This window comes from Paraburkholderia sp. JHI2823 (assembly GCF_038900695.1).
GTDB classification, from domain to species: domain Bacteria; phylum Pseudomonadota; class Gammaproteobacteria; order Burkholderiales; family Burkholderiaceae; genus Paraburkholderia; species Paraburkholderia mimosarum.
Genome location: NZ_JAYMRY010000054.1, coordinates 1 through 25,943 on the forward strand (window position 1 = coordinate 1; position 25,943 = coordinate 25,943).

Below are 25,943 nucleotides of genomic sequence, written 5' to 3' on the forward strand. Positions count from 1 at the left end.
GGGTGGGGACGATCGTCTCGCTCTTCAGTTACCTCGGCGTGGAGACGATCGCCGTGGCCGCCGCCGAAGCACAGGATCCGCAGCGAGCCGTCACGCGCGCGTTTCGCGCGACGGTGCTGCGCCTCGTGCTGTTCTACCTGCTCACGTTGGCGCTCATGCTCGCCATCGTGCCGTGGACGGAAGCCGGCGGCAACGAAAGCCCGTTCGTGAAGGTCATGGCGGCGACCGGTGTGCCTTATGCGGCCGGCGCGATCAACTTCATCGTGCTCGTGGCGGCGCTCTCGGCGATGAACAGCCAGCTGTACATCACCACGCGCATGATGTTCAGCCTTTCGCGCGCCGGCTACGCGCCAGCGGCGTTCGGACGCCTCACGCGCCACGGCGTGCCGACGGCGGCGCTCTCGCTTTCCACCATCGGCATAGCGGTGGCGGCGGTGCTCAATGCGCTCTGGCCGCAGGCGGCATTCACGATGATGATGTCGATCGCCATGTTCGGCGCGATGTTCACCTGGTTCATGATCTTCGTCACGCAGATCTTCTTCCGCGTGCGCCAGGATCGCGAAAGCGGCGCACCGCTCAGGTTCCGCATGTGGGGCTTCCCGTTCACGAGCGTGCTGGGCGCACTGCTCATGCTCGGCATCCTGGCCGGAACGGCCTTTACGCGCGAATTCCGCATGACGCTGGCCTACGGCTTCGCGTTTCTCATGGTGCTGGTGGTCGCCTATGCGTTGTGGTATCGCCGACGTCCCACGGCGGCGCGACGAACCGAAGCCTCCATATAAAAAAAGCACGCCCGGGGCGTGCTTTCCTGTTGCTGGCGGGACCAGCCGCGATCAGTGTTTGCCCGTGCTGCCGAAGCCGCCCGCGCCGCGTTCGCTCGCCTCGAAATCGTCGACGACGTTGAACTGCGCCTGCACGACCGGCACGATCACGAGCTGCGCGAGGCGCTCCAGCGGATTGAGCGTGAAGGTCGTGTGGCCGCGATTCCATGTGGAGATCATCAGCTCGCCCTGATAGTCGGAGTCGATCAGGCCGACCAGGTTGCCGAGCACGATGCCGTGCTTGTGGCCAAGGCCCGAGCGCGGCAGGATCAGCGCCGCATAGCCGGGATCGTCCAGGTGAATGGCGAGTCCCGTCGGCACGAGCTTCGTTTCGCCCGGTTCGAGCGTGAGCGGTGCGTCGAGGCAAGCGCGCAGGTCGAGCCCGGCGCTCCCCGGTGTTGCATAGTGGGGCAGCTGGTCGCGCATGCGCTCGTTCAAGATCTTGATGTCGATTTTCATGAAGTTGGCGTTGTTGGACGGAGGGGATTAGTCAGGCGCGAGGCAGTTCGAATGCCTCGGCAAGCAGTTCGTAGGAACGCAGGCGAGCCTTGTAGCTGCCCGCGACGGTCAGCACGATCAGTTCGTCTGCGCGAAAGTTGTCCTTGATCGCGAGAAGGCGCTCGGTGACGCTATCCGGCGTACCGATGATGCTGCGCGGCTTTTCGCGGTCGATCACGATCTGCTCGCGCTCGCCGTATTCCTGCGCGCGGCCCTGTTCGAGGCTCGGAACCGGCGCGTTCAGCCCATAGGCCATCTGCACGCGGCGCAGGTCGACGGCTTTTTCCAGATCGGCGGCTTCGGCTTCGGTGTCGGCGCAGATCGCGAACACGGCGCACGCGAGATACGGCTTTGCTTCGTGACCGGCCTTGAAGCGGTCGAAATACGCCTCGGCCACGAGATGCCCGAAATGCGCATTGATGAAATGCGCGAACGAAAAACGCAGCCCGAGCTGCGCGGCCAGTATGCCGCCGAAGTCGCTGGAGCCGAGCACCCAGAGCTGAGGGCGCGTTTCGATCTGCGGCTGCAGCACGACGCCGCTCGCGAGGTGGTCGGCGGCCAGCTTCCCGTCCATCAGGCCGACGAGATCGTGTACCTGCTGCGTGAACTGGTCGCCGCGGTTGTACGCGCCCGCGGCCACGGCCTGCGCGGTGCGCATGTCGCCGCCGGGCGCGCGTCCGACACCGAGATCGATGCGCCCCGGGAAGAGTGCCTCGAGCATCATGAACTGCTCGGCGACCTTGAACGGGCTGTAATAGGGCAGCATGACGCCCCCCGAGCCGATGCGAATGCGCTTCGTCACGCTGCCCAGACGCGCCAGCATGACTTCCGGGCAGGGATTGCAGACGCCCAGCAGGCCGTGATGCTCGGCGCACCAGTAGCGCGTGTAGCCGAGGTCGTCGGCGAGTTGAGCGAGATCGAGGGTGGCGGCGATGGCGTCCGCCGCGGTATGCCCGGCGATGACGGGCGACTGGTCGAGTACGGAAAGCAGTGTCATGGCAGTACTGCTCCTTGCCTGCGTTCGCGGCGCCGTGTGCCGGCACACAGGGGCGCCGGCGCGCGCGTCACGAGATGATGCTTTGGTCGGGCAGACGCCGCGCGATCTCGGCGACGAGCGTCTGCGCGAGCGCCTGCTTGGCTGCGCGCGGCAGCGGCTTGCGGCCGCCCGCTTCGAACAGCACGACCTCATTGTCGTCCTGACCGAAGGTGAGCGGGCCGAGATTGCCGATCAGCAGCGGCACCTTCTTGCGCGCGCGCTTTTCCTCGCCGTGCCGGTCGAGGTCGCCGCTTTCGGCCGCGAAGCCCACGCAGTAGGGCGGATTCGGCAAGGCCGCGACCGAGGCGAGGATGTCCGGGTTCTCGACGAACGCGAACGTGGGCATGCGGTGCTCGGCCGTCTTCTTGATCTTGTGCTCGGCGACATGATCGACGCGCCAGTCGGCAACGGCTGCAACACCGATGAAGACGTCGGCGTCCGGCGCGGCGCGCATCACCGCGTCGTACATCTGCTGCGCGGTCTGCACGTCCTGGCGGTACACGCCCCACGGCGTTTCCAGCGCGACCGGCCCCGCGACCAGATGCACTTCGGCGCCGGCCTGCTGCGCTGCGCGCGCGAGCGCGAAGCCCATCTTGCCGCTCGAGCGGTTGGTGATGCCGCGCACGGGATCGAGCGGCTCGAAGGTCGGGCCGGCGGTGATCAGGAGCTTGCGGCCCGCGAGCGCTTTCGGCGCGAAAAAGGAGACGATCGCCTCGTAGACGGCCTCGGGCTCCAGCATGCGCCCGTCGCCGACTTCGCCACACGCCTGCGGGCCGGAATCGGGACCGAGCGTTTCGATGCCGTCGGCGCGGATCTGGGCGACGTTGCGCTGCGTGGCCGGGTTGTTCCACATCTGCCGGTTCATGGCTGGAACCACCAGCAGCGGACAGTCGCGCGCGACGCACAGCGTGGAGAGGAGGTCGTCGGCGAAACCGTGGGCGAGCTTCGCGATGAAATCGGTGGAGGCGGGCGCGACGACGATGGCGTCCGCTTCGCGCGAGAGGTCGATGTGCGCCATGTTGTTGGGCACGCGGCCGTCCCACTGGCTCGTGTAGACGGGGCGGCCCGAGAGCGCCTGCATCGTGACGGGCGTGATGAACTGCGTGGCCGCCTCGCTCATCACGACCTGAACGGTCGCGCCGGCCTTGGTCAGCAGACGCGTGAGCTCGGCGATCTTGTAGCAGGCGATGCCGCCCGTCATGCCGAGCACGAGGTGGCGGCCGGCCAGCTCGCCTGGGATTGCAGCGGACGTGTTCAAGTCAAAGCTCCCTTACTGTGGTCCCATGCAACGAAGTCGCCCGGCTTCGCCTGCGCACTCAGCGCGTGCCGCGCACGCGCCGCAATTCGTCGAACACCAGCAGCACCGCGCCGATGGTGATCGCGCTGTCGGCGAGGTTGAACGCCGGCCAGTGCCAGCCGCCCACGTGGAAGTCGAGAAAGTCGATCACGTGGCCGTACAGCAGGCGGTCGATCACGTTGCCGAGCGCGCCACCCATGATCAGCGCGAGCGCCGTGCAAAAGAGCTTCTGCGTGGCGTGGCGTTTGAGCAGATAGCAGATCACGAGCGCCGCCGCCACGCCGAGCGCCGTGAACGCCCAGCGCTGCCAGCCGCCCGCAGCCGACAGGAAGCTGAACGCCGCCCCCTTGTTGTAGACCAGCACGAGGTTGAAGAACGGCGTGATCACGCGGCCTTCGCCGTAGCTGAACACCTTGTTGATGGCGATTTTCGTGAGCTGGTCGGCGAGGATCACGATCACCGCGACGCCGAGCCACGGCGCGAGCGTGCCGCCCGCGCCATTCGACCGGGACTGCTTCGGCAGGGTTTTTGCCATTATGCCGCGCTCCGTTTTTCGCCGTCACCGAACAGATTCACGACGCAGCGGCCGCACAGGCCCGGATGCTCGGCGTTTGCGCCCACGTCCTCGCGGTAGTGCCAGCAGCGCTCGCACTTGAGGTACTTCGAGGTGACCACTTCGACGCCTTCCTCTGCCTCGCTTTCCACCTTCGCGATTTCCGCCGCCGAGGTGATCAGCACGAACTTGAGGTCGTCGCCGAGCGAGGCGAGCGCATCGTAGCGCGCGCCGCTTGCGAGAATGCGCACTTCGGCTTGCAGCGACGAGCCGATCTGGTTCGCCACGCGCGCCTCTTCGAGCGCCTTCGTCACGTTGCCGCGCACTTCGCGCAGCAGCGTCCATTTCACGAGCAGCTCCTGCGCGCCGGCGATGTCCGGGAACGCGTGGAAGGTTTCGGTGAAGATGGTTTCGCTTTGCGGCTGGAACACCTTCCACGCTTCTTCGGCCGTGAACGAGAGGAACGGCGCGAGGATGCGCAGCAGGCTGTGCGTGATGTGGTGCAGCGCCGTTTGCGCGGCGCGCCGGGCCTTCGAATCGGGCGCGCTCGTGTAGAGGCGGTCCTTCAGCACGTCGAGGTAGAAGCCGCCCAGGTCCTCCGAGCAGAACGTCTGCAGCTTCGCCACGACCGGGTGGAACTCGTAGCGGTCGTAGTGGGCGAGCACGTCGTTTTGCAGCGTGTGCGTGAGCGCCACGGCGTAGCGATCGATTTCGAGCCACTCGCCGGCGGGCAGCGCGTGCTTTTCGAAGTCGAAATCCGAGAGATTCGAGAGCAGGAAGCGCAGCGTGTTGCGGATACGGCGATAGCTCTCCGTCACGCGCTTGAGAATTTCTTCGGAGATGGCCAGCTCGCCCGAGTAGTCGGTCGAGGCGATCCACAGGCGGATGATTTCCGCGCCGAGGCGGTTCGCCACTTCATGCGGATCGACGCCGTTGCCGAGCGACTTCGACATCTTGCGGCCTTCGCCGTCGACGGTGAAGCCGTGCGTGAGCAGCGCGTTGTAGGGCGGCCGGCCGTCGAGCATCGAAGCCGTGAGCAGCGACGAGTGGAACCAGCCGCGGTGCTGGTCGGAGCCTTCGAGGTACAGGTCGGCCGGGAACTGCAGTTGGTCCTTGTGCGAGCCGCGCAGCACGTGCCAGTGCGTCGTGCCCGAATCGAACCAGACGTCGAGCGTGTCGCGGTTCTTCTCGTACAGGTTGGCGTCGTCGCCGAGCAGTTCGCGCGGGTCGAGCGTTTGCCAGGCTTCGATGCCTTCCTTCTCCACGCGCTGCGCAACCTGTTCGAGCAGCTCCAGCGTGCGCGGATGCAGCTCGCCGCTTTCCCTATGGACGAAGAACGCCATCGGCACGCCCCATTGGCGCTGGCGCGAGAGCGTCCAGTCCGGGCGGTTGGCGATCATCGAATAGAGACGCTGCTTGCCCCACGAAGGGTAGAACGCCGTCGCCTCGATGCCTTCGAGCGCGGTTTCGCGCAGGGTCTTGCCGCCGTCGTTCGGCTTGACGTCCATGCCCGCGAACCACTGCGACGTGGCGCGGTAGATGATCGGCGTCTTGTGGCGCCAGCAGTGCATGTAGCTGTGCACGTACTTCTCGCTGCGCAGCAGGGTGCCGGCGGCGTCGAGCGCGTCGACGATCTTCGGGTTCGCGGCCCAGATCGAGAGGCCGCCGAAGAGCGGCAGTGACTCGATGTAGCGGCCATCGCCCATCACCGGGCTGATGATGTCGGAATCCGCCATGTCGTGCGCCTTGCACGACACGAAGTCTTCCACGCCGTAGGCGGGCGCCGAGTGCACGATGCCCGTGCCGGTGTCGGTCGTGACGTAGTCGCCCAGGTAGACGGGCGAGGTGCGCTTGTAGCCCGGGTGCGCCGAAGCGAGCGGGTGATTGAAACGCAGCAGCGAGAGCTTTTCGCCCTTGGTCGTGGCCACGATCTTGCCGTCGAGGCCGAATTCCTTCATGCACGCTTCCACGCGCTCCTCGGCCAGGATCAGCAGGCCGCGCTGCGTGTCGACGAGCGCGTAGGTGATTTCCGGGTGGACGTTGAGCGCCTGGTTCGACGGGATCGTCCAGGGCGTGGTGGTCCAGATCACGATGCCGCCTTCCTCGCGCGGGAGCGCGGCGAGGCCGAACGCGGCCGCCGTTTCGGCGGGCTGCGCGAACGTGAACAGCACGTCGATGGTCGGGTCGGTCTTGTCCTTGTACTCGACTTCGGCTTCGGCGAGCGCCGAGCCGCAGTCGAAGCACCAGTTCACGGGCTTGAGGCCCCGGAACACATAGCCCTTCTCGATGATCTTCGCGAGTGCGCGAATCTCGTTCGCCTCGTTCACGAAGTTCATCGTCTTGTAGGGGTTGTTCCAGTCGCCGAGCACGCCGAGGCGCTTGAAACCCTTCTTTTGCGTCTCGATCTGGCTGGCCGCGTACTCGCGCGCCTTCTGCATCACTTCCTGGGCAGGCAGCGATTTGCCGAACTGCTTTTCGATCTGGATTTCGATCGGCATGCCGTGGCAGTCCCAGCCCGGCACGTAGACCGCGTCGAAGCCCGCGAGATTGCGCGCCTTGACGATCATGTCCTTCAGGATCTTGTTGACGGCGTGGCCGAGGTGGATGTCACCGTTCGCATACGGCGGGCCGTCGTGCAGGATGAACTTCTTGCGGCCTTTCGAGGCCGCGCGGATCTTCTCGTAGACCTGGTTCTCTTCCCATTCCTTGACCCATTGCGGCTCGCGTTTCGGCAGGTCGCCGCGCATCGGGAACGGGGTGTCGAGCAGGTTGACGGGGTACTTCGATTCGGTCTTCTGCGGCTTGCCGGAGGATGCTTTCTTGTCGCTCATGGTGAGATCACGTGGAATTCGGGGGATGCGTGGCGTCAGCGTTGCGCCGCCGTCGCCGCGGGCGCTGCATGTCGTGCTTGCGGCACGCGACGCCTCTGGGCGGGCAATCCGTGCGGTGCTCGTCGAGCCCGCGCGGAGCGCAGGTCATCTAATTCGGTCGGTGGCCGAGGTGGCGAACCCGGTGGAAGCGCCGCCGGCCACGTGGGCGCCCGCGGCGGCGAACCACGCGCGGGCGTTCGCCACGTCGCGGGCGATCGCGGCGGTGAGCGTTTCGAGGTCGGCAAACTTCTCCTCGTCACGCAGTTTCTTGAGGAACTCGACGCGTACGAGCTTGCCATAGGCGTCGCCGTGCCAGTCGAGCAGATGCACTTCGAGCAGCACGCGGCCCGAGTCGTCCACGGTAGGGCGCAGGCCGAGGCTCGCCACGCCGGGCAGCGGGTGGTCGGCAATGCCATGCACCTGCACGACGAAGATGCCCTTGAGCGCCGGCCGCTTGTGGCCGATCAGCAGGTTCATCGTCGGAAAGCCGAGGTCGCGGCCGAGCTTCAGGCCATGCGTCACGTGCGCGCTGATGTGGTAGCCGCGGCCCAGCGAGGCGCGCGCGGCGTCGAGGTCGCCCGCGTGCAGCTGCGCGCGCACGGCGGAGCTGGAAATGCGCACGCCCGAGGGATCGGCCACGGTCGCCATCTGTTCGACTTCGAAGCCGTACTGCTGGCCCGCCGCCTGCAGCGAGGCGAAGTCGCCCGCGCGCTTCGCGCCGTAGCGGAAGTCGTCGCCGATCATCATCCAGCGCGCGTGCAGGCCGCTCACGATGATGCGCTCGACGAACGCCTCGGGCGACTGGCTCGCGAACGTGTGGTTGAAATGCTCGACCACGACGCGGTCCACGCCGTTCTCGCGCAGCGCTTCGAGCTTGTCGCGCAGCATGGCGATGCGCGGCGGGGCGCCGGCCGGGTTGAAGAACTCGCGCGGATGCGGCTCGAAGGTCATCACGCAGACGGGCAGGCCGCGCGCGTCGGCCGCCGCGCGCACGCGCGCGAGCAACGCCTGATGCCCGCGGTGGACACCGTCGAAATTGCCGATGGTGAGCGCGCAGGGCGCGCGACTCTCGGCATTGGGAAGACCGCGGAAGACTCTCACGATAGCGGAACCTGGAGGAACCTCGAAAAGCGCGCCGGCCGGGCACGCGTGCAAAGTGCTGGTCAAACGGCCCACGGACCGCGACGAAACAGAAGATTATAAACGCACGAGGCGACGATCGCCGCCGCACGAGCGTGGCGCACGCCCCCCGATGATAAAATCCGCGGATGAAAAATCTCGTCATCCTGATTTCCGGGCGGGGCAGCAACATGGAAGCCATCGTGCGCGCCTGCGCGCACGAGACCTGGCCGGCGCGTGTCGCCGCTGTGATTGCCAACCGTCCCGACGCCGCGGGACTCGCGTTCGCGGCGTCGCACGGCATTGCCACGGCGGTCGTCGATCACCGCCAGTTTCCCGATCGCGCCTCGTTCGATGCGGCGCTCGCCGAGGTCATCGACGGCTACGCGCCCGACCTCGTCGTGCTGGCGGGCTTCATGCGCGTGCTGACCGAAGCGTTCGTCGGCCATTATTCGGGCCGGATGCTCAACATCCACCCCTCGCTGCTGCCCATGTTTCCGGGTCTCAAGACGCACCAGCAGGCGCTCGACGCCGGCTGCCGGGTGCATGGCGCGACGGTGCATTTCGTCACGCCCACGCTCGATCATGGTCCCATCGTCGCGCAGTCGGTGGTGCCGGTGCGCGCGGGCGACGACGCCGCGGCGCTCGCAGCGCGCGTGCTCAAGACCGAACATGTGATGTATCCGCGCGCGGTGCGCTGGTTCGTCGAAGGGCGCCTCGCGCTCGACGGCGAGCGCGTGACGCTCACGCCGGCCGAGCCGCAGTGGCTCTTCTTTGACGACTCGCAAGCCGCCGGGGAGGGCGCATGAGACTGCATGGTTTTCTGATCGGACAGACCGAGACATTGCTCGCCGACGTTCTCAAGTTCACGGGCCCGGCAGATGCCGTGACGAGCCGCTTCTTTCGCGAGCATCCGAAGCTCGGCCACTCGGAGCGCGGCGTGATTGCCGAGGCAGTGTTCGCCGTGCTGCGCCGGCGCATGGAGTTCGCGCACCTTGCCGAGAGCGGCACGGGCAGTCCCACGCGCCGCCTTACGCTGCTCGGTTTGATGGCGACGGCCGGCCGTTCGGCGATCCGTCCGTTCGTTTCCGACGCCGAGGCGAGCTGGCTCGAACATGTTTCGAAGATCGACCCGGCGAGCCTGCCGCAACGCGTGCAGCTCAATCTGCCCGAGTGGATCGTGAAGGCGCTGGAAACGCGCTTCCAGCCCGCCGAGCTTGCGCAGCTTGCCGCCGCGCTCAACTATCCGGCGCCGCTCGATCTGCGCGCCAACCCCATCAAGGCGAACCGCGACGAACTGCAGCGCGCGCTGGCCGAGGCAGGCATCGAAGCCGGCGAAACCCCGTTCGCGCCGTTCGGCGTGCGCGTGACGGGCAAGCCGGCGCTCGCGAAGCTCGACGCGTTCAAGAACGGCTGGTTCGAGGTGCAGGACGAGGGCAGCCAGCTGCTCTGCACGCTCGTGGCGCCGCGCCGCGGCGAGATGGTGGTCGACTTTTGCGCGGGCGCGGGCGGCAAGACGCTCGCGCTCGGCGCGATGATGCGCTCGTCGGGCCGCCTCTACGCTTTTGACGTTTCCGATCGCCGCCTGGCCAAGCTCAAGCCGCGCTTGGCGCGCAGCGGCCTTTCGAACGTGAATCCGGTGCTGATCGACAGCGAGCACGACGCCAAGATCAAGCGCCTGATCGGCAAGATCGACCGCGTGCTGGTGGATGCGCCGTGCTCCGGTCTCGGCACGCTGCGCCGCAACCCCGACCTCAAGTGGCGCCAGACGCCCGAGTCGGTGGCGGAGCTGGCGCCCAAGCAGCTTTCGATTCTGACGAGCGCGGCGCGCCTCCTGAAGCGCGGCGGCCGTCTTGTCTACGCGACCTGCAGCATTCTCGAAGCCGAGAACGAGGCGGTCGTGAAGCAGTTCCTCGAGGCGCATCCCGAGTTCGTGCTGGTGAGCGCGCGCGACGCCTTGGCCGAGCAGCGCGTGGGCCTCGACACGGGCGAATACCTGTCGCTGTGGCCGCACCGCCACGCGACCGACGGCTTCTTCGCCGCCGTGCTGGAGCGTCGCGGCGAAGCGAAGCCGAAGACGAAGGCAGCGGGCGCTGAGACTACGCCTGAAGAGGCATCGGCAGCGCAGGAAGCGTCCGACGCGATCGCGAAGGCGCAAGAGAGCGAAGCCGCCGAGCCGGAAGGGGCGCCGAAGTAAGGTAAGCGGCGCGTCGGGAGCGGCCTTTGCGGGACCGGCTGGCACGTGCCGGACGGCCCGCGTTGGCGTGCGCGCCGATGCGCGTCGGTGCGTCGGTGTGTCGACAAGCCGGACCCGGATTCAGGATGGAGCACGCGGCGATCGGCGCCGTCGGCGTGCACGGCGCGACGCGAGTTGCGGAGTGTCGGTGAAAGGCGGGATGGGGCCAGATGTTACGAAACCGGTCGGCAGGGGTGCGACAAAGCGCCTCAAAACGGGCTTCGGGCGTTGACGCCGTCACCGATAAAGAAAAAAATCTCCCTTTGTTACAAACACTTGGAACGGTTCTAGTAGAATGCCGTCCATCCGCATCGAATCGCTTTCACTTTCTTGACACCGGCGCAGGGCTGAAAGGCCAACGCGCTTCGCTTCACGGGTAAATACCTTGTTGAACTCCCTGCTTGATTTCCTCGCCCACGGGCTGCTCCATTTCTCGTGGTGGCAGATCGTGCTGTTCGCGGCGGTGGCGACGCACATCACGATCGTCGGCGTGACGGTGTACCTGCACCGCTGCCAGGCGCACCGCGCGCTGGACATGCATCCGATCGCGAGCCACTTCTTCCGCTTCTGGCTGTGGATGACCACGGGCATGTTGACCGGCCAGTGGGCGGCGATCCACCGCAAGCACCACGCCAAGTGCGAGACCGAAGAAGATCCGCACAGCCCGCAAACGCGCGGCATCTGGAAGGTGCTGCTCGAAGGCGCCGAACTCTATCGCGCCGAAGCGAAGAACGAAGAAACGCTTCGCCGCTTCAGCCACGGCACGCCCAATGACTGGATGGAGCGCAACGTCTACACGCGCTACCCCATCCTCGGCGTGAGCATCATGATGGTGATCGACGTCGCGCTGTTCGGTGCGGTCGGCCTCACCGTGTGGGCCGTGCAAATGGCATGGATTCCGTTCTGGGCGGCGGGCGTCGTGAACGGCCTTGGCCACTTCTGGGGCTACCGCAACTTCAATTCGGCCGACGCGAGCACGAATCTCTTCCCGATCGGCATCCTCATCGGCGGCGAAGAGTTGCATAACAACCACCACACCTTCGCGACCTCGGCGAAGCTCTCGAACAAGTGGTACGAGTTCGACATCGGCTGGATGTATATCCGCATGATGCAGGCGGTCGGTCTCGCCAAGGTGAAGAAGGTCGCGCCCACGCCGCGCCTCACCAAGGGCAAGCTCGTGCCCGACCACGAAACGCTGCAGGCCGTGCTCTCCAACCGCTACGAAGTGATGGCGCGCTACGCGAAGGCCGTGAAGCAGGCCTACCGCCAGGAGCTTGCGCACCTCAAGGAAGTGGGCGAGCGCGAGAAGTACAAGGTCATGCGCGGCGCCCGCAAGTGGTTCGACAAGGAAGAAGCCAGCCTGAACGAGCCGCAGAAGCGCCAGCTTCCGCAAATTTTCGCGAACAGCCAGAAGCTGCGCACCTACATCGAGCTGCGCAACGAACTGGCCGCCATCTGGGAACGTTCGAGCGCCTCGCGCGAACAACTGCTCACGCAGCTCCAGGATTGGTGCCACCGCGCCGAACAAAGCGGTATCAAGGCGCTGCAGGAATTCGCGTCGCGTCTGCGTCGCTACGCCTGATCGGCTTGACCGGATTTCGGGTCCCCCAGTGGGGCGCCGGAAAATCCTTTAGAATGACGAGACGTCACAAAACCCCGCGCTGGCGGGGTTTTTCTTTTTGGGCCGCATGAAAGCCGGAGTCCCCACAATGGCTTCGATGGCGCGGCGATCGGTAGGGGCAGGAGATGATGAGTCAGGCAATCAGGAAGGTCGAATATGACCGGCCGCAGGGTGCCGTCTGCAGCGTCGGACAGGCGTGGGCGCGCGTGCCCGATGCGCCGTCCACGGCGGAGCGCGTGGCATTGAAGGAGCGTATTCGTGCGTTGCTCAAGCGCGAGAAGGCGGTGCTCGTCGCGCACTATTACGTGGACCCCGAGCTGCAGGAGCTCGCCGACGAAACCGGCGGCTGCGTGGCCGATTCGCTCGAAATGGCGCGCTTTGGCCGCGATCACGAGGCGCAGACGCTCGTCGTGGCCGGCGTGCGCTTCATGGGCGAGACCGCGAAGATTCTGAGCCCCACCAAGCGTATTCTCATGCCCGACCTCGACGCCACCTGCTCGCTCGATCTCGGCTGCCCGATCGAAGAGTTCTCGGCGTTTTGCGACGCGCATCCTGACCGCACCGTCGTCGTCTATGCGAACACGAGCGCGGCCGTGAAGGCGCGCGCAGACTGGATGGTCACGTCGTCCATCGGTCTCGAGATCGTCGCCGATCTGCACGCGAAAGGCGAAAAGATCCTCTGGGCGCCGGACCGCCATCTCGGCAACTACATCCAGAAGAAGACCGGCGCGGACATGCTGCTGTGGCAGGGCTCGTGCCTCGTCCACGACGAATTCAAGGGCATCGAGCTCGATCTGCTGCGCGCCGAATATCCGGACGCCAAGATCCTCGTCCACCCCGAATCGCCGGAAAGCGTCGTGGCGCTCGCGGACGTGGTCGGCTCGACCACGCAGCTGATCGACGCTGCCGTGAAGCTCGACGCGCAACGCTTCATCGTCGCCACCGACCTCGGCATCCTGCACAAGATGCGCCTCGCGGCGCCGGGCAAGACCTTCATCGAGGCGCCCACGGCCGGCAACAGCGCGACCTGCAAGAGCTGCGCGCACTGCCCGTGGATGGCCATGAACGGCCTCGCGAATCTCGCCGACGTGCTGGAACGCGGACACAACGAGATTCACGTCGATGCTGCGATCGGCGAGCGTGCCCGTCAGCCAATCGACCGCATGCTGGCGTTTGCTGCGGAGCACAAGCGCCGCGTGCAGGCGAGCGGCGACCTCGCGCGCGACACTGCGCTGTTCTCGCAAGTGGGGGCGGCGTAAATGGGTGCGCTCGAATTGCTCGCCATCGACGCCGTGTCGCCCGTGCTGGGCGATGTGCGCACGCAGTACGGTGCGGCGTTCGACGCCGCGATTGCACGCAACGTGGCCGACGCGCTCGAAGAAGACGTCGGCCCCGGCGACCAGACGGGCCGCCTCGTGCCTGCCGACGAGATACGCGACGCGCGCATCATCGTGCGCGAAGAAGCGGTGCTGTGCGGCGTGCTGTGGTTCGACGGCGTGGTGAAGCGCGTCGATCCGCGCATCGACGTGCGCTGGCACTATCGCGAAGGCGACCGCATGGCCGCCGACACGACCGTGTGCTCCTTGCGCGGTCCGGCGCGCTCGCTGCTCACGGCGGAGCGCAATGCAATGAACTTCCTGCAGCTGCTTTCCGGCGTGGCGAGCGTGACGCGCCGCTACGTCGACACGGTCGCGCACACGAATACGCGCATCCTGGACACGCGCAAGACGCTGCCCGGCCTGCGCCTCGCGCAGAAGTACGCGGTGCGAGTGGGCGGCGGTGCGAACCAGCGCCTCGCGCTTTATGACGGCATCCTGATCAAGGAAAACCACATTGCCGCGGCGGGCGGCGTGGGCGCGGCAATCGACGCGGCGCTGGCGCTCAATGCAGGCGTGCCGGTCCAGATCGAAGTGGAAACGCTCGAACAGCTCGAAACGGCGCTCGCCCATGGCGCGCAGTCGGTTCTTCTCGACAACTTCTCGATCGAGATGATGCGCGATGCGGTGAAGCTCACGGCCGGACGCGCGGTGCTCGAGGTTTCGGGCGGTGTGAACTTCGAGACAGTGCGCGCGATCGCGGAAACGGGCGTGGACCGCGTCTCGATTGGTGCTTTGACGAAAGACGTGCAAGCGACGGACTTTTCGATGCGCATCGTCTGAACCGGCACGCTTTCGATTTGCAGCACTCAATGAGAAAGGCCGCCTCGGAATGAGGCGGCCTTTGTCTTTTGCGGCGTTTCCGGCGGCGGGCGCTTACGAAACCGTACGGTTGCGCACGCGCTCGGGCGCTAGCACCGTCGGCAGCGCCTTGGGCAGCGAGTTGGGCCAGTCGCGGCTGTAGTGCAGACCGCGGCTCTCGCGGCGCGAACGCGCGCTTTCCACGATCAGCGAGGCCACGTCGACGAGGTTGCGCAGTTCCAGCAGGTCGCGCGTGACGCGGAAATTTGCGTAGTACTCGAGGATTTCATCACGCAGCAGCGCGATGCGATGCTGCGCGCGCTCCAGCCGCTTGTCGGTGCGCACGATGCCGACATAGTTCCACATCAGGCGGCGCAGTTCGTCCCAGTTGTGTGCGACCACGACTTCCTCGTCGGAGTCGGAGACGCGGCTTTCGTCCCAGTCGGGCAGCGGGGCGTGGGCGCCCGCGCTGAAGCCTTCGGCTTCGATCGCCTCGGCAGCCGAGCGCCCGATCACGAGGCACTCCAGCAGCGAATTGCTGGCGAGGCGGTTCGCGCCGTGCAGCCCGGTGTACGAGGTCTCGCCGACGGCGTAGAGGCCTGCGAGATCGGTGCGTCCCGCCAGATCGGTGACGACGCCGCCGCACGTGTAGTGCGCGGCGGGCACGACGGGAATCGGCTCCTTCGTGATGTCGATGCCGAACTCGTGGCAGCGCGCGAGGATGGTCGGGAAGTGCTCTTCGAGAAAGGCCGGCGGCTGATGGCTGATGTCGAGATGCACGCAATCGATCCCATGCCGCTTGATCTCGAAGTCGATCGCGCGGGCGACGATGTCGCGCGGCGCGAGTTCTGCGCGCGGATCGTGCGCAGGCATGAAGCGCGTGCCGTCGGGCAGGCGTAGCACGCCGCCTTCGCCGCGCACCGCTTCCGAGATCAGGAACGACTTGGCGTGCGGGTGGAAGAGGCAGGTGGGGTGGAACTGGATGAACTCCATGTTCGCCACGCGGCAGCCCGCGCGCCACGCCATGGCGATGCCGTCGCCGGTGGCCGTGTCGGGGTTCGTCGTGTAGAGATAGACCTTGCCCGCGCCGCCTGTGGCGAGCACCGTATGCGGCGCCTGGATCGTCACCGTGCGGTCGTTCTCGAGATCGAGCGCATAGAGGCCGTGGCAGCGGCGGCCGGGGAGGCCGAGCCGGTCGGACGTGATGACGTCGATCGCCTGGTGGTCTTCGAGAATCGTGATGTTCGGATGCGAGCGCGCGCGCTCGAGCAGCGTCTGCACGACCGCGTGGCCGGTGGCGTCGGCCGCGTGGATGATGCGGCGGTGGCTGTGGCCACCCTCGCGCGTGAGGTGAAAGCCTAGCTCGGCGGCGGCATCCCTCGTGAACGGCACGTCCTGGTCGATCAGCCATTCGATGGCCGCCCGGCCATGCTCGACGATGTAGCGCGTCGCCGCCTCGTCGCACAGGCCGCCGCCCGCCACGAGCGTATCGTCCACGTGGTTCTCCACGCTGTCGGCCGAATCGAGCACGGCGGCAATGCCGCCTTGCGCACGGTCGCTCGCGCCTTCGGTCATCGCGCGCTTGGCGATGACCACGACGCGTCGCGAATCGGCCAGGTTCAGCGCGACGCTCAGTCCCGCGAGGCCGCTGCCGACGATCGCTACATCGAAATTCATGATCCTGCTTCTCCGTCTCTCTTGTACTGCGCCTTGTGCCCCATCGGGCGCTGTCATACGCGGATGACAAACGTGTGGCGGCCGGTGTAAAGCGGGAAGGATACTCCGAGAGACGCGCGAACGGATAGCAACAGTTCCGGCGGGGCCGGTAAAACACCGTTGCGCGTCGCGAAGTGAGGCGGGGGCGCGTGCCGGCAAGGCATCGAGCCGTGCCAGAAAAGAAAAACCCCGCTAAAGAGCGGGGTTTTTCTGTCTTCGTCAGGCTCGGAACCAGATCACTTGATCTTGGTTTCCTTGTACTCGACGTGCTTGCGAACGACCGGGTCGAACTTCTTGATCGACATCTTTTCCGGCATGTTGCGCTTGTTCTTCGTGGTCGTGTAGAAGTGACCCGTACCTGCGGTCGATTCCAGCTTGATCTTGTCGCGGACGCCCTTGGCCATGATTTACTCCTTACAGTTCGCCGCGTGCGCGCAGGTCTGCGAGCACGGAGTCGATGCCGTTCTTGTCGATCAGGCGCAGGCCTGCGTTCGAGATGCGCAGACGCACCCAACGGTTTTCGCTTTCAACCCAGAAACGGCGGTTTTGCAGATTCGGGAGGAAACGGCGCTTGGTTTTGTTGTTAGCGTGGGAAACGTTGTTGCCGCTCATCGGCGCTTTCCCAGTGACTTGGCATACGCGTGCCATGAGTACACTCCTACGGAAATTCTGAGTTCGAGAGCCGCTTAAGTTTCCCAGGCGAGAAATGGCCGGACCAGGAGCGCGCTCACGTATGGATGAGAGACAACCTCGAACCCAGGCCATATTTCCCCTGGAACGCCTTGACGGGCTTTGGAACAGGGTTGGAAATAGGCAAACCGTGATTCTAACAGCAAAAGTCCTGGAAAATCAAACAGGATTTACGGATGTTGTTGTGCGCCACAGCGTGAAACTGGCGACGCGTGGGTGCCGCGCCTCAATTCCAGCCATGGCGCGCAAACGAAAACGTATCGCGTGCGCCGATGACGAGGTGATCGATGAGCTGAACTTCCACGAGCGCCAGCGTTTCGCGCAGCACACGCGTGAGGCGCCGGTCGCTCGCGCTGGGCTGCACGGCGCCCGAAGGATGATTATGGGCGACGATGAGGCTCGCGGCATTGACCATCAGCGCGCGTCGCACGATTTCACGAGGGTACACCGCCATGCGGGTGAGCGATCCGCGCGAGCTTTCTTCCGAGCGGATGAGCCGATGGCGCGCATCCAGGAAAAGGCACACGAACACCTCGTGGGGCCGGCCGCCGATCAGGAGCCGCAAGTAGTCCTCCACCGCGCCGGGGGAATCGACGAGGGGCTTGTCGTCGAGCGCTTCGGCGAGCGAGCGCCGGGCGACCTCGGTTACGGCCTGCAGCAACGCAGCTTTTGCCGGACCGATGCCGCGCAGGGCCTCGAATTCTTCACGCTGGGCGTCGAGCATGGCGCGCAGCGAGCCGAAATGGGCCAGCAGCGAGCGGGCGACCCCGAACACGTCGTGGCCTGGCAATCCCGAGCCCAGCAGGATGGCGATCAATTCGACGTCCGAAAGCGCGGCGGGGCCGGCCGTGCGCAAGCGTTCGCGCGGCATGTCGCGGCGGCGTGCCGCAGCGGACCCGTCAACGCTAGCGGATGTCGAAGGTGACGCCGGCGCGGGGGCCGCAGCGCTTGCGTCGGCGCCGGGCTCCGCACATCCAGGCTCCGGCGGGGAAGAAAGGGCACGGCAATTGCGCCACAGTGATGTTTCCGGCATGCAGGTGAGATCCGTCATGACATTCTCCGCAGGCAAGCCCGGAGCGCGCTGTGCAGGCGGGCGGTGATGCCGCCTGGGAACAAACGTGCCGCGACCGCCCCGGCCAAGTGGCTTACAATAGAAACTTTCCGGCCGGCAGACGCAGGCCGGACAGGCGCCTTGCGGCGCGCACGCGCGAAGCGCGCGTTCCGACGAAATGAGTTACGCATGAGCATCATCGACATCTCCGAAGTGAAACCCGGTTCCCACGTGACGCTGCACTACCGGCTTTCGCTCGCCGATGGCACGGAAATCGTCAATACCTTTGTCGATCGCCCCGCGACCCTGCTGATGGGCGCCGGCCAGCTCGCGCCGCCGCTGGAAGACATTTTGCAGGGCCTGAAGGTGGGTCACCACTCGACCTTTCGGCTAGAACCGGGCGTGGCGTTCGGCCAGCGCAACCCCGACCTGATCCAGCGCGTCTCGCTCAAGACCTTGCGCGAAAACGGCATGATCGGCGACGAATTCAATCCGGGCGACCTGATCGAATTCAATGCGCCCAACGGCGGCCGCTACGCGGGTGTGCTCAAGGAAGTGAACGAGACCTCCGCCCTGTTCGATTTCAACCATCCGCTCGCAGGCCAGGCGGTTGCGTTCGAAGTACAAATCATCGGAATCCTCTAAAGCCCATGACCAACACGGACACGTCTCTCCTCGCCGCTGACCTCACCGACGCCGAGATCCTGCTCGCCCAGCCGCGCGGCTTCTGTGCCGGCGTCGATCGGGCCATCGAGATCGTCGAACGTGCCATCCAGCTGCACGGCGCACCGATCTACGTGCGCCACGAGATCGTCCACAACGCCTATGTCGTCGAGGATCTGCGCAAGAAGGGGGCGATCTTCATCGAGCAGCTCGATGAGGTTCCGTCCGGCAACACCGTGATCTTCAGTGCGCACGGCGTCTCGAAGTCGGTGCGCGCCGACGCCGAGGCCCGCGGCCTGCGCGTCTACGACGCGACCTGCCCGCTCGTGACCAAGGTGCACGTCGAAGTCGCCAAGATGCGCGACGAGGGGCTCGACATCGTCATGATCGGGCACAAGGGCCATCCTGAAGTGGAAGGCACGATGGGGCAGGTGGCCGAGGGCATGTACCTCGTCGAGGACATCGCCGATGTCGAGGCGCTCCAGCTGCGCGATCCGTTGCGCGTGGCGTTCGTCACGCAAACGACGCTTTCCGTGGATGACGCCGCCGAAATCATCGCGGCGCTCAAGGCGCGCTTTCCGGCGATTCGCGAGCCGAAGAAGCAGGACATCTGCTACGCCACGCAGAACCGCCAGGATGCGGTCAAGTTCATGGCGCCGCAGTGCGACGTCGTGATCGTGGTGGGCAGCCCGAACAGCTCCAATTCGAACCGGCTGCGCGAAGTGGCCGAGAAGCGCGGCATTCCCGCCTATATGGTGGATGCCCCCGAGCAGATCGACCCGCAGTGGCTCGCCGGCAAGCGCCGGATCGGCCTCACGGCCGGTGCCTCGGCTCCCGAGGCGCTTGCGCAGGAGATCATTCGCCGCCTGCACGAACTCGGTGCGCGCAATGTGCGCGCCCTCGAAGGCATTGAGGAGAACATCGCGTTTCCATTGCCTCGCGGGCTCGGTCAGCCCGCCTGAGGCCTTACCTCTCCAAAAAAATGGCGCCCAATCGGGCGCTTTTTTTTTGCGCAGTGCGTTCGCTCGGCAACTTAAATAAGGGCTCGACCATTCGGACGAGCGGGTTAACCGTGGATTGGGCGGGTGGTCTTATTAGTGTTTTCGCTAGCGCACAGTACCGAATCGCGTGGTGTGACCCCTTATTTCAGCTGTTGTTTCGACGATCTCGCCATGCGTGCACCACGCCCCGGGCGATATTTGTATGCTCTCCCTTAAATATTATCCATTCGATTCGATGCCCACCTGACAAGGCATTGCGGGAACAACTCGCAACACTTGATGTCGGCCTTGCCGGATCTTGGTGCAACTGGTGCACGAAAATGCGGCGCAACCCGCGGCGCAACCCCGCTGTCGTTGAGCCGTGGAAATGTGGTTGCAATGCAGGAAAACCCTGCCGGTTCAACAATATTGCCCGTCGCATAATTGGCGTTACAATGCGCGCGTTCTGAAGATCTGGTTGTTCCTTAAAAAGGGCTTCGGACATGCATTTCGGAAGGCGCAGGAGACCTCATTAATGCAATTCGAGTCTGCTTTTGCCGCGTCGTCGGCAAATGGGGCTGTGTCATGCGGCGCATGGCAAGCCTCCGTTGTCGAGACCGGCATGGGCGCAACAGCGATTGTTCTTGGCATGCAGCTTGCTTGTGCATGCACCGGCGTTGTTGTGCCGGCTCGCCCTTTTGTTACGACGCATCTCAGTGCTGAGGCGGCGGCGTGCGCGGGCGGCCGGGACGAGGGAGTCATGACGTTCGACGCATTCACGATGGCCAGCCGTGGGGCATATCGCGAATACGTCGCCGCGAATATGGCGCGTAGTTGATTGAACCCGACGGCACCGAACCATCCGACGGTGCCGTTTTTGCATCCGCTTCTGGCGAGCCTGCCGCTGCAACACAGCGACAACGCGGACCAGGGCGGCCAACCGTTACCGGTTTTTACTTCAATACCCGAAAGTGTCGTTGCGGTTCCGTGAACCATCGCCCACCGGCCGATGACGAGCGTGAATCCGGTTGCACGGGCTAAGGAGCATTAAATGGATATTTTCATCCAGCAGATCCTGAACGGGCTGGTGCTTGGCAGCATTTACGCCATCATCGCGCTCGGTTACACCATGGTGTACGGGATTCTGGGCATCATCAACTTCGCGCACGGCGACGTGCTCATGGTGGGCGCCATGGTCGCGCTCTCCGCGATCAACGTCCTGCACAATCACTTCCCGGGCCTCGGGAACATCCCCACGCTGTGCATTGCCCTTGCAGTCGCCGCGGTCGTGTGTGCTGCCGTCGGGTACACAATCGAGAAGGTGGCGTACCGGCCGCTGCGTCGCGCGCCGCGCCTCGCACCGCTGATCACCGCGATCGGTGTGTCGATCCTGCTGCAGACACTCGCCATGATCGTCTGGGGCCGCAATCCGCTGGCCTTCCCGCAGCTCATCTCGACCGATCCGATCAACGTCATCAAGCCGACTGAAACCGGCGTGGGCGCCGTGATCTCGATGACGGAAATCGTCATCATCGTCGTCGCGTTCGTCGTGATGGCGGGTCTGTTGCTCCTCGTGCACAAGACCAAGCTCGGCCGCGCCATGCGCGCCATCGCCGAGAATCCGAACAATGCCTCGCTGATGGGCGTGAATCCGAACTTCGTGATCTCGGCCACGTTCATGATCGGCTCGGCACTCGCGGCGCTGGCCGGCGTGATGATCGCCTCGGAATACGGCAACGCGCACTTCTACATGGGTTTCATCCCCGGCATGAAGGCCTTCACGGCCGCGGTGCTGGGCGGTATCGGCAACCTCGGCGGTGCGATGGTCGGCGGCGTGGTGCTCGGCCTGATCGAGCAGCTTGGCGCAGGCTACATCGGCAACCTGACCGGCGGGGTGTTCGGCAGTAACTATCAGGACGTCTTCGCATTCATCGTGCTGATCGTCGTGCTCGTGTTCCGTCCGTCGGGGCTGCTGGGCGAACGTGTCGCGGACCGCGCATAAGAGGGAGTAGCAGAACATGACTTCAATCCAACCGATCGAGCCGTCGACGACGCTCATCCCCGAAAAGAACACGACGAAGACGCTCGCCGTGGGCATCGTGACCGCGATCTTCGTGGCGGCGCTCCCGTTTGTCGTGGGCGCCACGGGCGGCAACTACTGGGTGCGCGTGCTCGACTTCGCCATGCTGTACGTGATGCTCGCGCTGGGCCTGAACGTGGTGGTGGGTTTCGCCGGCCTGCTCGACCTGGGCTACATCGCGTTCTACGCGGTGGGCGCCTATACGGCCGCGCTGCTGACCTCGCCGCACCTCGCGAACCAGTTCACGTGGATCGCCAACATGTTCCCGGGCGGCATGCATACGCCGTACTGGATCGTGATCCCGTGCGCGATGGCGCTCGCCGCGCTGTTCGGCGTGCTGCTCGGCGCACCGACGCTGCGTCTGCGCGGCGACTACCTCGCCATCGTGACGTTGGGCTTCGGGGAAATCGTTCGTATCTTCATGAACAACCTCGACCGTCCGGTGAACATCACCAACGGGCCGCAGGGCATCACGGGCGTCGCGCCGCTGCAGGTCTTCGGCTTCAACTTCGCGCAGCCGCACGAGATCCTCGGCTTCACGTTCACGCAGGTCTACATGTACTACTACGTGTTCGTGATCTGCGCGCTGCTCGTGATCTGGGTGTGTACGCGCCTGCAGCACTCGCGCATCGGCCGCGCATGGGCCGCGATCCGCGAAGACGAAATCGCCGCCAAGGCCATGGGCATCAACACCCGCAACGTCAAGCTGCTCGCGTTCGCGATGGGCGCGTCGTTCGGCGGCCTTTCGGGTGCGATGTTCGGTGCGTTCCAGGGCTTCGTGTCGCCGGAATCGTTCACGTTCTGGGAATCGGTCGTGGTGCTCGCCTGCGTGGTGCTGGGCGGCATGGGCCACATTCCGGGCGTGATTCTCGGCGCCGTGCTGCTCGCCATTTTCCCCGAGTTCCTGCGCTCGACGATGGGCCCGCTCCAGCACATGCTGTTCGGCCATGAAGTCGTCGATACGGAAGTGATTCGCCAGCTCCTTTACGGTCTCGCCATGGTCGTCATCATGCTTTATCGCTCCGAAGGCCTGTGGCCCGCGGCGAAGCACGAAGACAAGATCGCGAAGATCGCCAAGCGCGCCAGCAAGAAGCCGATTCGCGCATAACGGGGAGAACAGAATATGAGCAGCAAATCTATCCGCCTGTCCGTGAAGGGCGTGAACAAACGCTTCGGCGGCTTGCAGGCGCTCTCGGATGTCGGCCTGCAGATCGAGGAAGGCACGATCTACGGCCTGATCGGCCCGAACGGTGCAGGCAAGACCACGTTCTTCAACGTGATCACCGGCCTCTACACGCCCGACTCGGGCGAGTTCAAGCTCGACAACGAGGCCTATACGCCGACCGCCGTCTATCAGGTGGCGAAGGCGGGCATCGCGCGCACGTTCCAGAACATTCGCCTGTTCGGCGGCATGACCGCGCTCGAAAACGTGATGGTGGGCCGCCACGTGCGCACGAAGCACGGGCTTTTCGGCGCCGTGTTCCAGACGCCGGCCGAGCGCAAGGAAGAGCGCGAGATCAAGGAGCGCGCGCTCGAATTGCTCGAATACGTGGGCATCGCGCAGTACGCGGACTACACGTCACGCAATCTCTCGTACGGCCACCAGCGCCGCCTCGAGATCGCGCGCGCGCTCGCGACCGATCCGAAGCTGCTCGCGCTCGACGAGCCGGCGGCCGGCATGAACGCGACCGAGAAGGTCGAACTCACGCGCCTGCTCGACAAGATCCGCGCCGATGGCAAGACCATCCTGCTGATCGAGCACGACGTGAAACTGGTGATGGGCCTGTGCAACCGGATGACAGTGCTCGACTATGGCAAGGTGATCGCCGAAGGGCTGCCGCACGACGTGCAGAAAGACCCGAAGGTGATCGAGGCGTATCTGGGTGGAGGGGTTCACTGATGTCTACACCGGTCCTGAAAATCAAGGGTCTGCAGGTCAATTACGGCGGGATCCAGGCGGTCAAGGGCGTGGACATGGAAGTCCGCCAGGGCGAACTCGTCACGCTGATCGGCGCGAACGGCGCGGGCAAGACGACGACCATGAAGGCCATCACGGGTCTGAAGCCGTACTCGGCGGGCGACATCGAGTACAACGGCCAGTCGATCAAGGGCGTGCCGGCGTACGAGCTTCTGAAGCGCGGCCTCGCGATGGTGCCGGAAGGCCGCGGCATCTTCGCACGCATGTCGATCGTCGAGAACATGCAGATGGGCGCGTACCTGCGCAACGATAAGGAAGGCATCCAGAAGGACGTCGACCGCATGTTCGGCTTCTTCCCGCGCCTGAAGGAGCGCGCCACGCAGCTCGCGGGCACGCTCTCGGGTGGCGAGCAGCAGATGCTGGCCATGGCGCGCGCGATCATCAGCAAGCCGAAGCTTCTGTTGCTCGACGAGCCTTCGATGGGTCTCTCGCCGATCATGGTGGAGAAGATCTTCGAAGTGGTGCGCACGATCTCGTCGGAAGGCATCACCGTGCTGCTCGTCGAGCAGAACGCACGTCTCGCGCTGCAGGCAGCCAATCGCGGCTACGTGATGGACTCGGGCCTCGTGACGATGGAAGGCGAGGCGAAGCAGATGCTCGACGATCCGAAGGTGCGCGCCGCGTATCTGGGCGAGTAAGGCATCGCATTGCGGTCCTCGCGGCCGCATAAAGACAAAAGCCGCATGGTGCGAAAACCATGCGGCTTTTTTCATGATGCTGAGCATGCCACTCAGGTAGCGAGTGCTTCGGATCCCTGTGCGGCGAGACGCTTGCCGAGACTCACGACCGCGTCGGCGCGATAGCCGAGCCGCTCGTAGAACGCGAGTACCTCGGCCTTGTCGGTGAGCACCTGAAGGTTGAGCTTGAGGCAGCCCATCGCGGCGAGCGCGCGTTCCGCGTGACACACGAGCCGCGTGCCGACGCCGTGGCGCCGCGCCTCGGGCGCGACGGCGACCGAATAGAGCCAGCCACGATGGCCGTCGTAGCCCGCCATCGCCGTACCGATGAGCACGCCGTCATCATCGCCGCCTGCATCGCCATCGTGACGAAGCGCGACGAAGAAAAGCTCCGGCTGCGTGCCGAGCTTGTTCGCGATCGACAGGCGCGGATCGCGGTGCGGCCGGCTCGCGTCGTTGTACTCGGGAAAAGCCTGCAGCCAGAGCGCGAGCACCGCTTCGGTGTCGCCCTCGGTGAACGCACGTATCGTGACGGACATCGCTCGTGCTCCGCCCGATTACAGCGAGTCGAGAATCGTGCGCAGCATCGCCATCATCTGGTCGATCTCCTGCGTCGTCACGTTGAGCGCCGGCATGAAGCGCAGCAAGTTCGGGCGTGCGGCGTTGAGCAACAGGCCGTCCGGCTGCATGAGGCGTGCCTTCTCGACGATCTCGGGGCCGATGTCCTTGCCGAGCAGCAGCGCGCGCAGCAAACCTTCGCCGCGCTCACCCTGGAAACCGCGTTCGGCCGAAAGTTCGAGCAGCTTCTCGCGCAGATATTCGCCGCGTGCGCGCACGCCCTCGAGAAAGCCGGGCGCAACCAGTTGCGAGATCACCGAATAGCCAACCGCCGTCATCAGCGGATTGCCGTTGTACGTGCCGCCCTGATCGCCCGCCTCGAACACGGCGATTTCCTTCTTCGCGAGCAGCGCCGCAAGCGGCACGCCGCCGCCGATGCCCTTGCCGAGCGTCATGATGTCCGGCTCGATGCCCGAGAGTTCGTACGCGAACAGGGTGCCCGCGCGGCCGCAGCCGCTTTGAACTTCGTCGACGATCAGGAGGATGCCGTGCTTTTGCGTGAGCGCGCGCAACTGCTGCATGAATTCGCGCGTGGCGGGAATCACGCCGCCTTCGCCCTGGATCGGCTCGAGCATCACGGCCACGGTCTTCGCGTTGATGAGCTTTTCAACCGAGGCTATGTCGTTCAAGTCGGCCTTCGGGAAGCCCGGCACCTGCGGGGCGTAGATCGTGTCCCAGCCCGGCTTGCCGCTCGCCGACATCGTCGCGATCGTGCGGCCGTGGAAGCTGTGGTCGAACGTGATGATCTCCCAGGCGCCGTCGCGATGCTTTTTGCCCCACTTGCGCGCGAGCTTGATTGCGCCTTCGTTGGCTTCGGCGCCGCTGTTGGCGAAGAACACCTTGTCGAAGCAGCTGTGCTCGGTCAGGAGGCCCGCGAGCTTCGCCATCGGCTCGTTGTAGAAGGCCGGCGACGGGTTGATGAGCAGGCGCGCCTGCTTTTCCAGCGCCTCGATCATCCCCTCATTGCAGTGCCCGAGGCTGTTGACCGCCCAACCCTGGATGAAGTCGAGATAGCGCTTGCCTTCGTTGTCGTAGAGCCACGACCCCTTGCCATGCGTGAAAACGATTTCGGGCCGGTTGGTGATGTACATCAGCGACTCGATCGGGTATTCGGAAAAATTCATGGCAACGGGCTCCGCGTTGGGGCTGCAAACAGGTTGAAAGGGATACGGCGGAAAAACAAAAAGCCACGGACTGGCCGTGGCTTTCGTGTTTCGAACTTGCTGTGCGTTGAGAAGTGCAGCGCGCGTCCGCGACTAGCC

At 65.1% G+C, this 25,943-nt stretch carries 25 protein-coding genes; 13 read left to right on the top strand and 12 right to left on the bottom strand.

Annotated features, from left to right (window positions below):
* Positions 1-782 (top strand): amino acid permease (locus tag VSR34_RS33895; protein WP_342964719.1); only part of this gene is annotated, 782 nt, incomplete at its 5' end.
* 51 nt (positions 783-833) lie between these two features.
* On the opposite strand, the gene dut is transcribed toward VSR34_RS33895, so the two are convergent.
* The 6 genes from dut to VSR34_RS33925 form a co-directional block, all read right to left on the bottom strand.
* Positions 834-1,280: a dUTP diphosphatase gene (dut, locus tag VSR34_RS33900; protein WP_028213386.1), complete on the bottom strand. Its 447-nt coding sequence runs from the start codon at positions 1,278-1,280 to the stop codon at positions 834-836.
* Positions 1,281-1,311: 31 nt separating this feature from the next.
* The gene (locus tag VSR34_RS33905) at positions 1,312-2,316 is read right to left on the bottom strand and encodes an LLM class flavin-dependent oxidoreductase (protein WP_028213385.1); all 1,005 of its coding nucleotides are present in this window, start codon (positions 2,314-2,316) and stop codon (positions 1,312-1,314) included.
* 67 nt (positions 2,317-2,383) lie between these two features.
* The gene (gene coaBC / locus VSR34_RS33910; RefSeq protein ID WP_342964733.1) at positions 2,384-3,595 is read right to left on the bottom strand and encodes a bifunctional phosphopantothenoylcysteine decarboxylase/phosphopantothenate--cysteine ligase CoaBC; all 1,212 of its coding nucleotides are present in this window, start codon (positions 3,593-3,595) and stop codon (positions 2,384-2,386) included.
* A gap of 76 nt (positions 3,596-3,671) precedes the next feature.
* On the bottom strand, positions 3,672-4,187 hold the full coding sequence (lspA, locus tag VSR34_RS33915) for a signal peptidase II (RefSeq protein WP_028213383.1): 516 nt from the start codon (positions 4,185-4,187) through the stop codon (positions 3,672-3,674).
* Positions 4,187-7,036: an isoleucine--tRNA ligase gene (gene ileS / locus VSR34_RS33920; RefSeq protein WP_028213382.1), complete on the bottom strand. Its 2,850-nt coding sequence runs from the start codon at positions 7,034-7,036 to the stop codon at positions 4,187-4,189. The genes lspA and ileS overlap by 1 nt, the downstream gene beginning before the upstream one ends.
* Positions 7,037-7,180: 144 nt before the next feature.
* Positions 7,181-8,176, bottom strand: a complete 996-nt coding sequence (locus VSR34_RS33925; RefSeq protein ID WP_028213381.1) for a bifunctional riboflavin kinase/FAD synthetase — start codon at positions 8,174-8,176, stop codon at positions 7,181-7,183.
* A gap of 167 nt (positions 8,177-8,343) precedes the next feature.
* Between VSR34_RS33925 and purN the strand changes: the two genes are divergently transcribed.
* The 5 genes from purN (at position 8,344) to nadC (ending at position 14,210) form a co-directional block, all read left to right on the top strand.
* A complete protein-coding gene (gene purN, locus VSR34_RS33930; protein WP_342964720.1) occupies positions 8,344-9,003 on the top strand; it encodes a phosphoribosylglycinamide formyltransferase in 660 nt (219 codons plus the stop codon).
* Positions 9,000-10,391: an RsmB/NOP family class I SAM-dependent RNA methyltransferase gene (locus VSR34_RS33935; protein WP_028213379.1), complete on the top strand. Its 1,392-nt coding sequence runs from the start codon at positions 9,000-9,002 to the stop codon at positions 10,389-10,391. The genes purN and VSR34_RS33935 overlap by 4 nt, the downstream gene beginning before the upstream one ends.
* A gap of 424 nt (positions 10,392-10,815) precedes the next feature.
* Positions 10,816-12,012 carry an acyl-CoA desaturase gene (locus tag VSR34_RS33940; RefSeq protein ID WP_028213378.1) on the top strand — a complete coding sequence of 399 codons (1,197 nt, stop codon included), beginning with the start codon at positions 10,816-10,818 and terminating at the stop codon, positions 12,010-12,012.
* 167 nt (positions 12,013-12,179) lie between these two features.
* The gene (gene nadA, locus VSR34_RS33945; protein ID WP_342964734.1) at positions 12,180-13,310 is read left to right on the top strand and encodes a quinolinate synthase NadA; all 1,131 of its coding nucleotides are present in this window, start codon (positions 12,180-12,182) and stop codon (positions 13,308-13,310) included.
* On the top strand, positions 13,311-14,210 hold the full coding sequence (nadC, locus tag VSR34_RS33950; RefSeq protein WP_342964721.1) for a carboxylating nicotinate-nucleotide diphosphorylase: 900 nt from the start codon (positions 13,311-13,313) through the stop codon (positions 14,208-14,210).
* 93 nt (positions 14,211-14,303) lie between these two features.
* Here the strand turns inward: nadC and nadB are convergent, their stop codons facing one another.
* The 4 genes from nadB to radC all read right to left on the bottom strand — a co-directional run bounded on the left by nadB (position 14,304) and on the right by radC (position 17,685).
* Complete coding sequence (gene nadB, locus VSR34_RS33955; protein WP_028213375.1) at positions 14,304-15,905, bottom strand: L-aspartate oxidase; 1,602 nt, start codon at positions 15,903-15,905, stop codon at positions 14,304-14,306.
* Positions 15,906-16,180: 275 nt separating this feature from the next.
* Positions 16,181-16,348, bottom strand: a complete 168-nt coding sequence (gene rpmG / locus VSR34_RS33960) for a 50S ribosomal protein L33 (protein ID WP_027794136.1) — start codon at positions 16,346-16,348, stop codon at positions 16,181-16,183.
* 10 nt (positions 16,349-16,358) lie between these two features.
* The gene (gene rpmB, locus VSR34_RS33965) at positions 16,359-16,592 is read right to left on the bottom strand and encodes a 50S ribosomal protein L28 (RefSeq protein WP_027794135.1); all 234 of its coding nucleotides are present in this window, start codon (positions 16,590-16,592) and stop codon (positions 16,359-16,361) included.
* A 268-nt stretch (positions 16,593-16,860) separates the two neighbouring features.
* Positions 16,861-17,685 carry a DNA repair protein RadC gene (gene radC, locus VSR34_RS33970; protein ID WP_174480086.1) on the bottom strand — a complete coding sequence of 275 codons (825 nt, stop codon included), beginning with the start codon at positions 17,683-17,685 and terminating at the stop codon, positions 16,861-16,863.
* A gap of 189 nt (positions 17,686-17,874) precedes the next feature.
* Here radC and VSR34_RS33975 point away from each other — a divergent pair, with 189 nt between their 5' ends.
* From VSR34_RS33975 to VSR34_RS34005, 7 genes are all read left to right on the top strand, one after another.
* Positions 17,875-18,330, top strand: coding sequence for a peptidylprolyl isomerase (locus VSR34_RS33975; RefSeq protein ID WP_028213374.1), 456 nt, complete (start codon positions 17,875-17,877; stop codon positions 18,328-18,330).
* 5 nt (positions 18,331-18,335) lie between these two features.
* Positions 18,336-19,310, top strand: coding sequence for a 4-hydroxy-3-methylbut-2-enyl diphosphate reductase (ispH, locus tag VSR34_RS33980; RefSeq protein WP_028213373.1), 975 nt, complete (start codon positions 18,336-18,338; stop codon positions 19,308-19,310).
* Positions 19,311-19,710: 400 nt separating this feature from the next.
* Positions 19,711-20,166, top strand: coding sequence for a hypothetical protein (locus VSR34_RS33985; RefSeq protein WP_342964722.1), 456 nt, complete (start codon positions 19,711-19,713; stop codon positions 20,164-20,166).
* Positions 20,167-20,379: 213 nt separating this feature from the next.
* Positions 20,380-21,330 carry a branched-chain amino acid ABC transporter permease gene (locus tag VSR34_RS33990; protein ID WP_028213371.1) on the top strand — a complete coding sequence of 317 codons (951 nt, stop codon included), beginning with the start codon at positions 20,380-20,382 and terminating at the stop codon, positions 21,328-21,330.
* Positions 21,331-21,346: 16 nt separating this feature from the next.
* On the top strand, positions 21,347-22,516 hold the full coding sequence (locus VSR34_RS33995) for an ABC transporter ATP-binding protein (protein WP_028213370.1): 1,170 nt from the start codon (positions 21,347-21,349) through the stop codon (positions 22,514-22,516).
* Positions 22,517-22,531: 15 nt separating this feature from the next.
* Complete coding sequence (locus VSR34_RS34000; protein WP_028213369.1) at positions 22,532-23,308, top strand: ABC transporter ATP-binding protein; 777 nt, start codon at positions 22,532-22,534, stop codon at positions 23,306-23,308.
* Positions 23,308-24,024: an ABC transporter ATP-binding protein gene (locus tag VSR34_RS34005; RefSeq protein WP_028213368.1), complete on the top strand. Its 717-nt coding sequence runs from the start codon at positions 23,308-23,310 to the stop codon at positions 24,022-24,024. Before VSR34_RS34000 ends, VSR34_RS34005 begins: the two co-directional genes overlap by 1 nt.
* A gap of 92 nt (positions 24,025-24,116) precedes the next feature.
* Here the strand turns inward: VSR34_RS34005 and VSR34_RS34010 are convergent, their stop codons facing one another.
* Together VSR34_RS34010 and VSR34_RS34015 are read right to left on the bottom strand one after the other, a co-directional pair.
* Positions 24,117-24,602: a GNAT family acetyltransferase gene (locus tag VSR34_RS34010; protein ID WP_342964723.1), complete on the bottom strand. Its 486-nt coding sequence runs from the start codon at positions 24,600-24,602 to the stop codon at positions 24,117-24,119.
* A gap of 18 nt (positions 24,603-24,620) precedes the next feature.
* The gene (locus VSR34_RS34015) at positions 24,621-25,805 is read right to left on the bottom strand and encodes an acetylornithine transaminase (protein WP_342964724.1); all 1,185 of its coding nucleotides are present in this window, start codon (positions 25,803-25,805) and stop codon (positions 24,621-24,623) included.
* Positions 25,806-25,943: the final 138 nt, after the last annotated feature.